At 42.0% G+C, this 14,993-nt stretch carries 13 protein-coding genes; 8 read left to right on the top strand and 5 right to left on the bottom strand.

The features are described 5' to 3' along the window. The first annotated feature begins 5 nt into the window (after positions 1 to 5). From H6G03_RS07750 to H6G03_RS07720, 7 genes are read left to right on the top strand one after another with little or no spacing between them, the layout of a single operon-like run. On the top strand, positions 6 to 1,175 hold the full coding sequence (locus H6G03_RS07750; RefSeq protein ID WP_190463740.1) for an endo-1,4-beta-xylanase: 1,170 nt from the start codon (positions 6 to 8) through the stop codon (positions 1,173 to 1,175). A gap of 36 nt (positions 1,176 to 1,211) precedes the next feature. After that, on the top strand, positions 1,212 to 2,594 hold the full coding sequence (locus H6G03_RS07745) for a flippase (RefSeq protein WP_206756615.1): 1,383 nt from the start codon (positions 1,212 to 1,214) through the stop codon (positions 2,592 to 2,594). Positions 2,595 to 2,598: 4 nt separating this feature from the next. After that, positions 2,599 to 3,423, top strand: a complete 825-nt coding sequence (locus H6G03_RS07740; RefSeq protein WP_190463738.1) for a sulfotransferase domain-containing protein — start codon at positions 2,599 to 2,601, stop codon at positions 3,421 to 3,423. A gap of 28 nt (positions 3,424 to 3,451) precedes the next feature. Further along, a complete protein-coding gene (locus H6G03_RS07735; protein WP_190463737.1) occupies positions 3,452 to 4,396 on the top strand; it encodes a sulfotransferase domain-containing protein in 945 nt (314 codons plus the stop codon). Then, the gene (locus tag H6G03_RS07730) at positions 4,371 to 5,240 is read left to right on the top strand and encodes a class I SAM-dependent methyltransferase (RefSeq protein ID WP_242057170.1); all 870 of its coding nucleotides are present in this window, start codon (positions 4,371 to 4,373) and stop codon (positions 5,238 to 5,240) included. The genes H6G03_RS07735 and H6G03_RS07730 overlap by 26 nt, the downstream gene beginning before the upstream one ends. A 52-nt stretch (positions 5,241 to 5,292) precedes the next feature. Beyond that, positions 5,293 to 6,546, top strand: a complete 1,254-nt coding sequence (locus H6G03_RS07725) for a glycosyltransferase family 4 protein (RefSeq protein WP_190463736.1) — start codon at positions 5,293 to 5,295, stop codon at positions 6,544 to 6,546. After that, positions 6,543 to 7,838 carry an O-antigen ligase family protein gene (locus H6G03_RS07720; protein WP_190463734.1) on the top strand — a complete coding sequence of 432 codons (1,296 nt, stop codon included), beginning with the start codon at positions 6,543 to 6,545 and terminating at the stop codon, positions 7,836 to 7,838. The genes H6G03_RS07725 and H6G03_RS07720 overlap by 4 nt, the downstream gene beginning before the upstream one ends. Here the strand turns inward: H6G03_RS07720 and H6G03_RS07715 are convergent. The 4 genes from H6G03_RS07715 to H6G03_RS38725 all read right to left on the bottom strand — a co-directional run bounded on the left by H6G03_RS07715 (position 7,835) and on the right by H6G03_RS38725 (position 13,087). Further along, positions 7,835 to 9,436 carry a glycosyltransferase family 39 protein gene (locus H6G03_RS07715; RefSeq protein ID WP_190463732.1) on the bottom strand — a complete coding sequence of 534 codons (1,602 nt, stop codon included), beginning with the start codon at positions 9,434 to 9,436 and terminating at the stop codon, positions 7,835 to 7,837. The genes H6G03_RS07720 and H6G03_RS07715 overlap by 4 nt on opposite strands. A 243-nt stretch (positions 9,437 to 9,679) precedes the next feature. Next, positions 9,680 to 10,426, bottom strand: coding sequence for a PEP-CTERM sorting domain-containing protein (locus H6G03_RS37865; RefSeq protein WP_242057040.1), 747 nt, complete (start codon positions 10,424 to 10,426; stop codon positions 9,680 to 9,682). 626 nt (positions 10,427 to 11,052) lie between these two features. Then, positions 11,053 to 12,468 carry a sugar transferase gene (locus H6G03_RS07705; protein WP_190463730.1) on the bottom strand — a complete coding sequence of 472 codons (1,416 nt, stop codon included), beginning with the start codon at positions 12,466 to 12,468 and terminating at the stop codon, positions 11,053 to 11,055. A gap of 496 nt (positions 12,469 to 12,964) precedes the next feature. Beyond that, complete coding sequence (locus tag H6G03_RS38725) at positions 12,965 to 13,087, bottom strand: hypothetical protein (protein WP_255512194.1); 123 nt, start codon at positions 13,085 to 13,087, stop codon at positions 12,965 to 12,967. Here H6G03_RS38725 and H6G03_RS07700 point away from each other — a divergent pair. Continuing rightward, positions 13,056 to 13,751, top strand: coding sequence for a M41 family metallopeptidase (locus H6G03_RS07700; protein ID WP_190463761.1), 696 nt, complete (start codon positions 13,056 to 13,058; stop codon positions 13,749 to 13,751). The genes H6G03_RS38725 and H6G03_RS07700 overlap by 32 nt on opposite strands. A 43-nt stretch (positions 13,752 to 13,794) precedes the next feature. Here the strand turns inward: H6G03_RS07700 and H6G03_RS07695 are convergent, their stop codons facing one another. Beyond that, positions 13,795 to 14,832, bottom strand: coding sequence for a GGDEF domain-containing response regulator (locus H6G03_RS07695; protein ID WP_190463728.1), 1,038 nt, complete (start codon positions 14,830 to 14,832; stop codon positions 13,795 to 13,797). Positions 14,833 to 14,993: the final 161 nt, after the last annotated feature.

Genomic DNA, 14,993 nt, shown 5'->3' with positions numbered 1-14,993 from the left:
ATTTTATGCACAAAAACAGGGTATTCTCAAGAAGACGTGCTTTAGTATTTGGTGTTGGTGCTTTGGCTGGTGTAAGTGCTTCGCTCGGCCTAAGTAAAAATAAGCAATGGCAAAACTGGGCACAAGCAATGGCCGCAGCCAATACAGATTTTACAGTTCAGGGAGACAAATCTATGCGAGAAAGAGCAGCAGCGAAAGGATTGATTTATGGAGCAGCAAGTGATTATGCGATTTTACTCAAAGATCCAGAATTTGCCGATCGCTTTGGCAAAGAATGCGGCATCCTAGTTCCAGAAGGAATGCTGAAAATGAAAGGTCTTCGCCCCACCCCAACTACATTTAATTTTACTCGCAGTGATTGGCTGTTAGACTATACGCAGAAACACAATATGTTGTTTCGCGGACATACCTTGGTTTGGCATAATCTTTTACCAGATTGGTTCAAAGAAACAGTCAACGCCCAAAATGCCGAAAAGATCATGGTCGATCATATTAAAGGGGTGGCGGGACGTTACGCTGGGAAGATGCACTCTTGGGATGTGGTAAATGAGGCTGTTTATCCTTGGGATGGACGTTCTGATGGTTTGCGTAACTCGCCTTGGCTGGATTTTTTGGGGCCAGATTATATTGAAATAGCTTTTCGCGCCGCTGCTGAAGCTGACCCGAATGCGTTGTTGGTATATAACGATAACCGAGTGCAATACGATACCCGTGAAGGGGAAACAATGCGAACGGTAATCTTTAAGTTGTTGGAGCGTTTAAAATCGAAAGGTGTACCCGTGCAAGCTTTGGGTATCCAAAGTCATCTGTGGGGAGATGAAGTTCGTTTTAATCCAGAAAAATATCGCAAGTTTTTGAGCGATGTAGCGTCTCTGGGACTGAAAATATTGATTACCGAGTTGGATGTGACGGATCTAAATTTACCTCAAGACGAGGCAGAACGCGATCGCATTGTCGCCAAAACTTATGAAGATTATCTATCAGTAGTATTGGATGAACCTGCGGTAGTGGCAGTGTTAAATTGGGGATTGAGCGATCGCCATACTTGGCTGTCCGAGTTGAGAGCCAGACCGGATGGCTCGCCAGTCAGACCGTTGCCATTCGACAGAGACTTGAAACCGAAGTTAGCATGGAATGCGATCGCTCGCGCCTTTGACCAAGCTCGACCACGGTAAATTTTACACTCAACCCGCACCCTCCAATATATACCCGTGAGCAGATTTGAGAACTTGAAAGCCAAAATTAATTTACTGCGTAGCCGTTTGATGGGAGAAGGCAATGCAGCTACCCTCGCTAGAGGTGCTGCTAGCAGTTTCGCCATTAGAATGACGGGAACGGGAATTAACTTTATCACTCAAGTAGTGCTGGCGCGTTTGTTGGGTGTGGGAAGTTACGGTAGTTATATTTACGCTATTACTTGGATTACCGTATTGGGAGTAGTGGGAAAACTTGGCTTCGATACGGCATCCGTGCGATTTGTAGCAGCATACAGCACTCAACAAGCTTATGGACTTTTGGGCGGTTATTTGCGCTACAGCAGTCAAGTTATTTTGCTAATTTCGATCGGTGCAGGCTTATGTCTGGGATTAGTTAGTTGGATTTTCCAGGCTCGATACAGTCTAGAACTTTTGCATACCTTTTGGATCGCGGGTGCCCTATTGCCTCTCAGCACCGCCTTGGAAGTACAGCAGTCAAGATTGCGTGCTTTGAAAAAAATCATTCAAGGGCAATTACCGCAAGAAGTTTTAGTTCCCCTGCTGGTATTGGTAGGAACAGTAATTGCAGCTGTTTGGTTTAAGTCGGATTTAGATGCTACAACTGCTATGAGCATCAGGTTAGTAGCAGTTGCTGTAGCTCTGGGCATCAGCTTTTACTTGCTTATTCAAGTTCTACCAAAAGAAGTTAGAGTCAGCCAACCTATCTTCAAATCTAATGAATGGTTTCGGGCTGCCTTAGCGATGGTGTTGGTAACTGGCTTTAATATGGTAGTAGCCCAAACAGGTACGATCGTACTCGGTGCAACGCTAGGCACTAAGCAAGTAGGTATGTATGCAGTGGCGAGTAAAATAGCTGAATTATTAGTATTTATCCTCGTTGCCGTTAACTCAATTCTCGCACCTTTGGTCGCCAGCCTTCACGCTAAGGGCGAAAGAACTGAACTTCAGCGTATAGTTAGAATAGGCGTTTGGATTGTATTCGCCATATCCCTATCAATTGCCGTCATCTTACTGATTTTTGGCCGCCAATTACTCAGTTTGTTTGGCGCAGAATTTACGGCTAGCTATCCTATCCTTGTCGTGTTAATAGTCAGTCAGTTAATTAACGCCATGTCAGGCCCAGTATCATTATTACTGAACATGACCGGATATCACGGCGATTCAGCCAAAATTCTGGCTATTAGCGCAACTATTAACATAGGATTGAATATAGCTATAACTCCTATTTACGGTGCATTCGGAACTGCTTTAGTAACAGCAATAACTTCGTTAATATGGAACGGTTCGATGTCAATCATTGTTTGGTATCGACTCAAAATTATCGCTGTTGCCATACCAGAACGTATATTTGCAATAAGCATAAAAGGAGATAATTAAAAACATGAAATCACTGCCAAATAAAATTGCCAATCGCATCAAAAGAATCCGCCAGATTCCTATAGAAAAAAGTTACCAAAAAGAATTGCCAGCAAATCATCAAGCTGAAGATGTATTTCTAGTATCTTATCCCAAATCAGGTAATACCTGGTTACGGTTTTTAATTGCCAATGCGCTCAAAGTACATTACCAAATTGAACGAGAAGTAAATTTTTTTACAGTCCACGATATTATTCCTTCCCTGACATTTTCTAGAAATCTCCGCTATGAAGGGCCGTTTGGACGTACAGATTTACCGAGAATTATCAAAAGTCACAGCGCATACAATCCCTACTATCAGCGGGTAATTTTTATGGTACGAGATCCGAGAGATGTGTTGATATCGTACTATCACTATCTGAAATCTTTTGGGGCTATTCCAGACAGTTGGACAGTATCTGAGTTAATACGCGATCGCAAATTTGGCACAGAAGCATGGAATCAGCATACAAAAGGTTGGTATGTAAGTAATAAAGAAGGGCAAAATATTCAACTATTTTATTACGAAGAGTTTATCAAAAATCCCCAAGCAAATTTGGATCGGTTGATGGATATACTAGGAATAAAAATGACAGATGGTGAATTAAAAGAAGCCATTGAATTGAGTTCCAAAGAAAATATGAGAAAATCAGAAGAAGTTCACAGATCTACTTATGTAATAAAAACTCAAGAAACTCGCTTTGTTCGCAAAGGAGAAGCAACGGGAGGTAAAAGTTTAAACGAAGTCGATAAAAAATACCTGGAAGATGCAACAAGAGAAGTTGCACAGTTGATTGGATATAATTTTTAAACTTTGCCATAATTAGAAAGAGGTTAAGATGGAGAAAAATGCTAAATTGCCAAATTTATTTATCTGCGGTGCTGCGAAAGCAGGTACAAGTTCTCTTTGGTATCTTCTCGGACAGCATCCTGATATTTTTATGCCAGAAGATGAACTGGTAAAAGAACCTTGCTACTTTTCCAACTTGGTGGGAATAACAGATGAAAAAGAATATTTAAAGATATTCGCTAACGCAGATAATCAAAAATATATTGGGGAAGCATCTACAGCATATCTAACCGATCCTGGTAGCCCGCAAAGACTTTATGATTTTAATCCTAATGCCAAAATAATTATCATGTTACGCAATCCCATTCAGCGAGCTTATTCTCTGTATAATTGGATGACTCAGGATGGGTATGAATATGCGAGAACGTTTGAGGAAGCTTTAGCCAAAGAAACGCAACGGCAAAATAAAAAAATCCCTAACTTTTTTGAGCCGCAGTATTACTATAACTATATGTATTTTAGCTCAGGTCTGTACCACGAACAAGTGAGTCGATATTTGGAGTTATTTGGACATAATGTATTTATAGGTTTGTTTGAGGATTTTATTAAAGAACCAAGAGAATTTTTAAATAACCTTTGGCAATTCCTAGAAATTAGTCCCTGCGATGATTTACAAGAAGAAGCTAAAAATCCTTCTCGAAAAGTAGTGCATACTTATATTTCATTTGCGATGAGAAGAATTACCAAATTTAAAGATTCAGTTTCGAGATATTTAGACAGGAATTATCAAATAAAATTGTATAATACTAAAGAGGGACGAGATTTTTTACTAAACCTGGTAACAACACAGCAAAAGCCAAAGCCTATTAAGCTCGATACTTATAAACGATTGCGCGAAAAATATAAAGATGAATATGAAAAAATAGAAAGTAATCTTAAGCTAAATTTAGACGCTTGGAGAAAAATAGATGAAAAGTTTATCCACAGAAACTAATCAGATGAATATGCAGCTTTTAAATATCGGTTGTGGTTCTGTTTTTCATCCGGCTTGGACGAATATCGATATGGCATCGTTCTCGCCTGATGTGCAAAGTTACGATCTCAGAAAAGGGTTACCTTATGCTAACAATTATTTTGATGTTTGTTATAGCTCTCACGTTATAGAACATCTTACCATAGATGAAGTGAAATTTCATCTAAAAGAAGCTTTACGAGTTTTGAAACCAAAAGGAATAATCAGGGTAGTTGTACCGGATCTAGAAGGAATAGTCCGGGAATATCTGCGTTTATTAGAATTGGTGGAAGTGGGTGTAAAAGAAGCAGAAGCAGACTATGATTGGATGATGTTGGAACTTTACGATCAAAATGTTCGTAGTTTTACTGGCGGTGAAATGGGCAAGTTTTTAAATAGCCCAGATCTAAAAAACAAAGAATTTATTTTGAGTCGGATCGGTAAAGAAGCAGAACAGTTTTGGGATGAACAAACTGCTAAGGAAAAAAGAACGATCTGGGAAAAAATTAAGTCTAAGAAAATATCCTGGTATATGGAAAATTTGCAAAGCAAATTGTTGCTAATTTTAGCTAAGTCAATTGCAGGTAAAAAGGGGAAAATGGCGTTAGAAGAAGGATTATTTCGGAATTCGGGAGAAATTCACCGCTGGATGTACGATCGCTTTTCGTTGCGGCGACTGCTGGAAAATGCGGGATTTGTAGATGTGCGCGTTTGTCGTGCTGATGAGAGCGGTATTCCTAATTTTAACAGCTACGAGTTGGATACGATCGCAGGGAAAATTAGAAAACCCGATTCCTTATTTATGGAAGCGATAAAACCAGGGTGAAATAGGGCAGAAATAAGTAATTACTTATCAAAAATATGGAGTTATTTAGATAATGAAAGTTTGTATAATTAGTAGATCTGATGGGAGAGGAGGTGCTTATGCAGCTGCTTACCGCCTACACCAAGCTTTGCAGCGATCGGGATCGGATTCGATTATGATTGTAGGGGAAAAAACACGAGACGAAAAAACTATTTGGGGAGAAGATACTGGATTCAAAAGAGAATGGACAAATCTGGCACTTTTGATAGATAATATAGTATTAAAAACTTATCCCAATCGCGATCGCAGTATATTCTCCCCCCAGTGGGTTCCAGATTCAATTGCTAGTAAAATCGCTAAAATACAACCAGATATAATTAATTTACATTGGGTTTGTGCTGGCTATTTAAGAATAGAAAGCCTTGCCAAAATTGCTAAATTAAATAAACCAATAGTTTGGACGCTGCACGATATGTGGGCGTTTACAGGCGGTTGTCATTACAGTCAAGGATGCGATCGCTATATCAATTCCTGCGGCGCTTGTCCCCACCTGCACAGCAGTAAAAACAAAGACTTATCCCGCTGGATATGGCAGCGCAAAGCCAAATCCTGGCAAAATATTAATATAACTATTGTAACTCCCAGTAAATGGCTAGCAAAATGTGCTAAAGCCAGTTCATTATTTAAAGAGCAGCGAATAGAAGTAATTCCTAACGGAATCGACACCAAAATTTATAGACCGATCGATAAAAAACAAGCAAGAGAACTGCTACAATTACCTCAAGATAAGCATCTCATCCTGTTTGGAGCTACTGCTGCAACTAGCGATCGCAGAAAAGGATTTCACCTCCTGCAACCAGCTTTAGAAAGCTTAAGCAAAACAGCATGGAAAGAAAAAACCGAGTTAGTAGTATTTGGTGCATCTGAATCCGGCGATGACACAGAATTAGGCTTTAAATGCAATTATTTAGGTCAAATCGGTGACGATTTATCCCTAGCACTAATTTATTCAGCCGCAGACGTTTTTGTAGCATCTTCAGTTGAAGATAACTTACCCAATACAATTGTCGAAGCGATCGCCTGCGGTACACCATCCGTCGCCTTCAATATCGGCGGTATACCTGACATTATCGAACACCAGCAAAACGGATATCTAGCCGAACCTTACCAAACAGAAGATTTAGCCAAAGGAATTGCCTGGGTACTAGAAAATCCAGAGCGACATAAAAAGTTATCATATCGCGCTCGCGCCAAAGCCGAACAAGAATTCACCCAAGAAATCCAAGCTCATCGCTACACCTCTCTCTACAGCGAGATAAAAAGATGAAAAATCTGATCAAGCTAGCAGAAGATGGGTTTGTATTTTTAACAATCTTAGCGGCGACAAACGCTTTTGAACCTATAGAACCCTGGGGTAGCTTATTAAGAAGAGTTTGGTATTTAATCAATCCTTTCACGCTTTTGATCGTGATATTGCGGTGGAAACAAATTCTTCGCGTGGCGGCGAAAGACAAATTTATCCTAACCCTAGTGGGAATTGCCATTATCTCAGCTTTGTGGTCTGAACTACCTGGGGAAACAGTATATGAAAGTTACGAATTGGTATGTACTACCCTATTTGCTTATTACCTAGCTTACCGTTGTAAAAACTTACGAGGGTTGCTAAAAATGTTGGCTTTACCCTTGGGCTTCGCAGCTTTGACCAGCTTATTTTATGCTGTAGCCATGCCTTCTGTCGGGGTAATGCAAGCCAATCAAGCTGGCGGAAACCATACGGGATCTTGGAAAGGAGTCTTCGTACAAAAAAACATTATGGCTAGGGCCATGAGCGTCGCCGTAATAGTTTTTTTATGTCACGATCGAACTAACCGCAAGTACAGCCAAATCTGCTGGTTTGTGTTTGCCATTTCAGTCATCTTGGTAAAGTTTTCCAGATCTGGAACAGGTTTTATTACTATCATCGCCTTAATCGGTTTGTTTCCCCTCTACAAAGCTTTACGATGGAACTTTGTCCTGATCCTACCTATCTGCCTGATGGGGTTATTATTAGGGGGATCTTCCACCGTATGGCTGGTAGATAATGCCGCAGAAGCAGCTGCTTCCATAGGCAAAGACCTAACATTTAGCGGCAGGGATAAATTGTGGGAAGCTGTATTTGATAAAATCTGGGAGCGTCCTTTGTTGGGGTGGGGATACGGCGCTTTCTGGAGTTGGGAAAGTGGAGGCGCTCACGTATGGCGATCGCTCGGTTGGGACCCACCCCACGCCCATAATGGAGTAGTACAAGTTTGGGCAATTTTAGGCTTATTAGGTCTATCGATATTTTTAATGGGATATATCAGCACCTACATCCGAGCGCTAAATTGGGCGCGATTGACCAAAACACCATCTGGTATTTGGGCGTTGGAATACCTGACATTTATGTTTATATTCAACGTCAGTCAAGACTTAACTCCCGAAGGAAAGAGTATATTTTGGATTATTTATGTCGCCACCAGTGTATTAATTGGTATCCCATCCAATGAAGAAAGCGAAATCGATCCCAAACAATCAAACAAGAAAACTTTATCCGAGCGAAAAGTTCCCGATCGGTTTAACAAAAGGTATTTGAAAAATTAATTGACTGAATTAGTAAAGTTAGACTTTTTTTCTAACTTCCAAAGATGATCTTGGAACTTGCCTAACTCTTGCATTGGCTTACTCTGATAACTTTGTTCCTTATCCAGTTCCATTCGCAGTTCGTCAGAAGGCTTATATAAAAAAACATCGCTAAAACCTTGGGAAATTTGAGGTACGTTTGGTTTAACTAGCAACTGAAGCCGGACTTTTGGATCGAGCAGATAGCTGAGAGCAAAAATCGGCTCTGGATTCGTATCGCTGACTAAAAGTGGATGATTAGCTTGGTTGATAATACGAGCTATTGCAGGAAGTTCAGAGGCATCCTTATTCCACCAAACTTGTGCTTGCGAACTAATTGCACAAGATAAAACACCAGCAGAAAAAATAGCGATCGTCACTATCTGCCACAGCTTTTGCTGCCAAACTTTAAGAGGCACAAAAGTTATTTTTGAAGCTAAAAGGAATGCAACAGCTAGCTGAATACTCAAATAACAGGGAAGTAAATAGCGGGCAATTCCCGAACGGCGTCCCCCCAAAATTAAATCTGGTAATACCAGGGGAATAGCACAGACTATTATTAATGCCAAAATAAATAACTTTTCTCGTTTAGATCCCCGGCTATATAGAAATAAAATCGCATATCCGATCGTAATTAACAAAATTAAGATGAATGGAATCAAGGGAATTATACGGCTCAAAGAATCGTCTGAACCAATACCAACATCAAAAAAAATGCGGCTTAGATTACCAAGCCACATATTAAACAAAGAAAACAGGCTAACTTCCCTCGATGTCCACCTAGTTCTTTTATTAAATTCAGAAAAATTGCTAATAACAAATAAAATCCAGGGCGTGAAAGCTATGTAACCTACAATTAATGCCACTAGATAAGCAGTAAACTTTTTAGTAAATCGGCAACCTTCTACAAAAAATACATATATTCCTTGTCCAATGTTCACCAATCCCGACAACAGAAATGTATAGAGTCCTAGCACCACAGTTGCCGCATATATAATCCAACTAAACTTAGTTTGGATTCGCATCGCTCGCAGCAGAGCCGCACTAGATAGTAAAATAGTTACCGTCCACAAACTATAGGGTCGCGCTTCCTGCGCGTACAGCACTTGAAAGGGCGAAATAGCTATTACTCCAACTGCCATCCAAGCAACTAACGGTAACTCAAATAATTCTCGACATAGCCAATAAATACAAGGAAAAGCAAACAAACTCAAAATTGCAGACAAACTGCGAATTATCGCCACCGAATCACCAAACCATTGTACCCAAAATCTGGCCATCAAAAAGTAGAGCGGCGGCAGATGTGGTTCTTCCGTTGCCAATCCTTTGATAGTGTCGATCGGACTTTTTTCAGAATTAATATGTTGAAATTTGTTTAAATCTTCAATCCGAATTTCTTTCCCATTAAAAACTTGCCGATTTAATTCAGCTTTAGTATATCCAGACATCCGCAATGAAGTATAAGTCTCATCTCGCCAGTAAATTTTTTTATCTATATTTATAAATCTAAAAAATATCCCCAATATAATAAGGATAATAATTAAAATTCGTAACCTATCTTGAGTTGATTTTATAGCCATCTTATGTATTTCAGCAGTTCAGAGGGCAGAATCAAATTTAGTCGATCTTCTGCCACAATTGATAGCAACCAAACTAATTCTAAATATAGCATCCAAGGTTTTTTGTCCTATTCAGTATTTATACTGAATAAGCAAGCCAGCCCTATAATAGATACATTTATACAAAATAGCTGATACAATAGCCCAAAGTAACTACTGTATCAGCCGATCTGTTATTTAATCCCAACTAGGTTAGTTAGTTAATTAAGCTTGATGAGCTTTCCGACGACGAGAGAAAGCAAGCGCTCCACCTACCAATCCCAGACCAGCCAAGGTAGCAGGCTCAGGTACGGAAGCAACTGATGAGATTTTTGCTTTCAACATAAAGTCGTTGTGATCGATGTGTTGAGCGCCGCCCGCTCCAGCTGGTGCATAATCTTCCCAGGCTAACAGCATTTCACCACCAGTTAAGTCAAATGGTGAGCTAGTTAAGTTTTGTAGTTTACTGTTTGTGCTGTAGCCTGCGTGCTGATACTTTTGGGGGCCACCAGTCCAGGCTAAATCGTTATATAGTGCATCTTGGGTCGCCGCAGCAGCAGTATAAACAGTTTTTGCTGTAGCAGCAGTTAACGTGCGGCGAGAATCTCCATTCGTAGGAATCTGGTCAAGAAACATGGTATACTGCTTTCCAGCCAGGAAGGTAAAGCTGTTTGTACAAGTTGTCACTGCTTTGCCTGCGCCACAAGTTCCCTGGAAATCTCTCGCATTAGAGTTCCCATCGGAAATTGCTACTTCTGACAGCATATCTGACTTAGTGCCAGTTGCCAGTTCCTTAATACCGAATACTTCCTTCCAACCACCATGAGATTCAAAGAAAGTAAAGTCCACAGTGGTGTCAGTTGCAAAACTAATTGGATCTCCAAAACTGAAGGCTTGTGCGGGAGCAGAAGCGACACTGAATACAGCGCTAGCAGCAGCGGCGGTAGTAAGTAGGCGTTGTTTGAGATTCATGATAACCGTCCTAAAAGTGGTGACAGGTATAACTTAGTAAAGATGATTTTGACTAAGAGGTGGCCTAGCTATTGTCCGAGTTCTATGGATCTGTTCCACAGGATACTGGTTAGATCTAGAGACACCTTCTCTTAGCTAATATAAGCTGACAGTTGGCGCTCTCCTTGACTTACCCCGACAGTTAACCCCTCGACTTATCTCGTTACAATCTATTACTAACCGACTTAGCACCCTAATGTCCAGAGATTTGACGCAGCTTTATCTACTCTTTAAAAATTTCTCTGCCTGTGTAAACGCTTGGTAGATTAAATCCGCTTGGGGATGGTAAATCATCTGTCTTCTCCGTATTTTTACTGGGATTTTGATTATTCAATAGTTAAGCAGACTCAAAGCAAGGCATTCTCCTCCTTTGGAGCGATAGGGGTTTTACGTATTACTGACTTCAAGACAGCTCGTCATACCTGACCGATTACAGCACCCAGTAAGAATATTTCGTTTCCTGCGAATCTTGAAACTAGCCTCTTGAGGTTTTGAATATTTTCGCATCTAAAAGCTAGTTTTTTGGGATTTTTGAGATGCTGCTTTAAGTTATGCTTTTCATTACTATCAGTGGTGTTTCACCGCATCTAGTAAGCTCCTTCTTTTTGCAGCACAACTTTGATTGTTTGTAGCAAAATTTGGAAATCGAGAGCTAGAGACCAGTTCTGAATATAGGTTATATCCAGGCGAAAAACATCTTCAAAATCAACAACATTAGAACGACCGGAAACCTGCCACAAACCGGTAATACCAGGTAGCACCTCATGACGGATAAAGTGATGTTCCGACATTTTTTCTACATCTCGTAACGGAAATGGTCGTGGACCGACAAGGCTCATTTCACCCAGTAGGACATTAATGATTTGTGGTAGTTCATCCAAACTATAACGGCGGAGAAACTTCCCTACACGAGTAATACGGGGGTCATCTTTCATTTTGAACATTACGCCCCCTTTCATTTCGTTTTTCGCTTCTAGCTCCTTCTGTAAGCGATCGGCATCTATTACCATCGTGCGGAATTTCCAAACTTTAAAGTGACGGCCTTTGAGGCCAACTCGGTTTTGTTTGTAGAATATCGGGCCACGGGAGTCAAATTTTATGAGTAGTGCGATCGCTAAAAACAAGGGACTTGCTAACATCAACACAGATATTGCTGCCACAATATCGACAAAACGCTTTGTCCAAAAATCGCTCCCCAGGATAGGTGGAGAACGAAATCTGATGGTGGTCAGCCCATCGATCATCTTGATTTCAGACCATTGGCTGGGGATTTTCAGACCGATGGGTAACACTCTGAGACTGATACCGGAACTCATCAATTCCCAATAGAGAAATATCGGAGCCCTGACAGCTTCCCAAGAGCAAACAAAAACTTCACTGACTCTGAGTTGGCGAACGCGATCGAGGATTTCAATCCAAAATTCTTGGTTACTTTCTGAAGGTAAAATTGCTTGACCCCGAACGTCAAATCTTGCGGTTCTATCCAATAATTTTCGGGCTTCTTCAACATCCCCAGGGTCGCCCAGTAGAAATATTCGCTGACGTATTGCACCTTGACGTCGCAGGCTGACGATCGCTAACTGAATCAGCAGCCGCTCAGTACAAACAAAAATTATAGATAACAGCCAAGACAACAAGAAAGTTGAACGAGATACTATTAGGCCCGGTTTATAAAGAAATGCAATAATCAATAAAACAATCTGGGCCAGAGTGAGCGATTTGATCAGAGTGAAGTAATCGCGTCGTTTATCATCCGTGCCATACAATCCTGAAGCGGCTAGAATCCCAAGGCTTATCACCATAATTGGTAGCAAAAACCCCGGCTCTTGGCTGGACTTCCAGAAAAGTTCAAAAGAATTGACAGGGGTTCCCCAAGAATCAGCAATTATCCAAGCCAAAGACAACATAAGGCTATCTAGGACAAGCAGGATGGCTACTCGCAGCCAACCAACACCTGTGCCTTGGCGAAGCCTGGTAATAATCGGAGCGCGTAGGTCAGGCATATTTTACTTTTTCTTCTTGTCTGGGGGAGATGAATTAATAATGTACAAGTGCATAAGCTTCCCCTATTTTTTAGCATATGCTTTTCTTGAAGCGCCCATTTGCGAACACTGACAACTGGATACGCGACAAAATTTTTGTCAAGTACAAACTCAAATCGGTTAGCAGCCTGCCAAAGCCTTTATGACGCTGAGATCGCACCCCTACAATCGTACTACCATAGCACCTCAGCGCAACCTATAAGCAGAGACTGCTATTCTATCAGTCTAGACAATGGGCAACTAACTCTCACCCCACATAAGTATTGGTACTTACGAATAAACAAGGGAGATCGCTAGACTAATTATTGTACATCTTTCCAAAGAAAGGGTTAACAGCAAAGCTCGACAGACAAAGGGCGACTTTGCATAAAAGCGAGATTCTTGATTTCGAGAGCAGATTTGTTGCAAAATGTCCTAGCGGTAACTAGGATAGGTCGAGTTCGATCGGCTCGAGCTATCAGCAGTATTGCAAAAGCAGTAACTGCGATGAATTACCAGCTAAAACCACATTGTCAATTAAAGATAGCGCTTCTATTCCGTACCCAGGCATGAGCAAAACCGCCCTGAACTTAATAGCCATTTGTGTTTTTGCAATGACGCTCTCAACGCTTCTGGGGCCATTGTTGAACATATCTCCGTATGTGCCCGCCATCGCCACCTTGACCATTTTGGGAGTTGGCACTCTAGATACTCTCACCTGGCAGGGACAGGGAGTAAACCTACTTTTGGATTGGTTAGCGAGTGCTTCGCCGGAACATAGAGCCCGCGTAGTGAGGCATGAAGCAGGACACTTCCTGGTAGCTCAGCTGTTGGAAATACCAGTGAGCGGCTACGTCCTCAGCGCCTGGGAAGCCTTCAAGCAAGGACAGCCGGGACAGGGAGGGGTAACATTTGACGATCGCGAATTGGCATCTCAACTGCAACAGAGAATCTTATCAGCCCAGCTACTCAATCGCTACGGCATTGTCTGGATGGCTGGAATAGCTGCGGAGACTCTCATTTACGGTAATGCGGAGGGAGGAGCAGAAGACCGACAGAAATTGGCAACTCTTCTTGAAAAGCTAGGACGCCCGGTTAGCGAATACCCTCAGCAAGAGCGCAGTTTTGCTCTCCAAGCTCGTACCCTCTTACAGTCCCACTGGAAGTCATACGAAGCCCTTGTTGTTGCAATGGAACAGCGAGCTTCCGTGACCGAGTGTTCTCGGATTGTTGCTCAGTATTGCCAGGAAACTTTAAAGAGTTAAGAGTTTTCACTTGGGAGAAAAATATTAACTGGCAACATAGAACTCAGTATTCGCAATTCTCCTCAAAGGAAGTCTCGTTGATTGGCCGATCTCCATCGCAAATGACTTGATTGCGTCCATTAGTTTTGGCACGGAGCAGGCTTCGATCGGCACGGTTGAGCAGACTTACCCCATTAGGATCGTCATCTGGTTGCAGCGAAGCAATCCCAATACTGACAGTAACGCTTAGAGCCAAGTTTTTGTCAATCCCGAAGCGTTGGTTGCCTATCGAGCTATTTAGGCGCAGGGCAACCATTTCCGCTTCTTTGGCATTCGTGTTACTGAGAAGAATCACAAATTCTTCCCCTCCGTAGCGAAAGGGCGTGTCTTGAAAGCGCAGGTTGTGCCGCAGTCGGGCCGAGAGCAGCTGAAGGACGCGATCGCCGACCAAATGGCCGTAAGAATCGTTGATCGATTTGAAATAATCTACATCCAGCATTAGCAAGCTCAGAGGCACCTCTCTGGCGCGAGCGTTTTGGATTTGTCGGGGTAATTCCCAATCCAAAGCCCGACGATTGCTCAATTCCGTCAAGGGGTCAGCCAGTGCGATCGCGGACAAAACGTCGTTGGTACGCATTAAGTTGCGATCGATCTGCACTCGCCTGATCCCGGCTTGAACTTGCGCTTGCAGAAGATGATTTTGCATCGTCAATCCTGCTTCCCAGGATATATCACCATTTCCGCGATTGGTCAGTAACCAGAGATAGGCGTCGGCCCCTCCTTCTAGAGCTGCTGCCCTCAATCCTAACTCCCAATTCCAGCCTGGTAAGATTTCTTCGATAGCGTTTTGAGGTTGCTCCGCTATCAGGATGCAGTATATCCAGGCCAAACTGGTTTGTTGTTTGATCTGGCGACAGAGCTCGAGGCTGCCAACTTGGCTTGCCTGTAGAATCACTACATCAGGCTGTTGTGCTTGGATCGTAGGCAACGCTTCCATAGGGCTGGACGCAAACTCTACTGTGCAAGCTGCTAAATATCGCAGCCGTTCTAGAAGTGTTGTTTTAAATTCATCACTTCCAACTACAAGAATGGAAGCATCCATTGGCGTAGGGAGCTGGGTGGGAAAATTTGAGGGGTGACGACAACCAGATAAGAGAACTTTCACGGATGGAAAAACATAAAATTGTAGATTTGACGAGATAGGTGAGAGTCCCTGCCCCCATGTTTTATGAGTATATCTGGGTTTAGCTTAGCCACTGGTTG

The sequence above is a fragment of the Aerosakkonema funiforme FACHB-1375 genome (genome assembly GCF_014696265.1).
GTDB lineage: Bacteria > Cyanobacteriota > Cyanobacteriia > Cyanobacteriales > Aerosakkonemataceae > Aerosakkonema > Aerosakkonema funiforme_A.
This window is presented reverse-complemented; position numbering and strand designations above follow the sequence as displayed.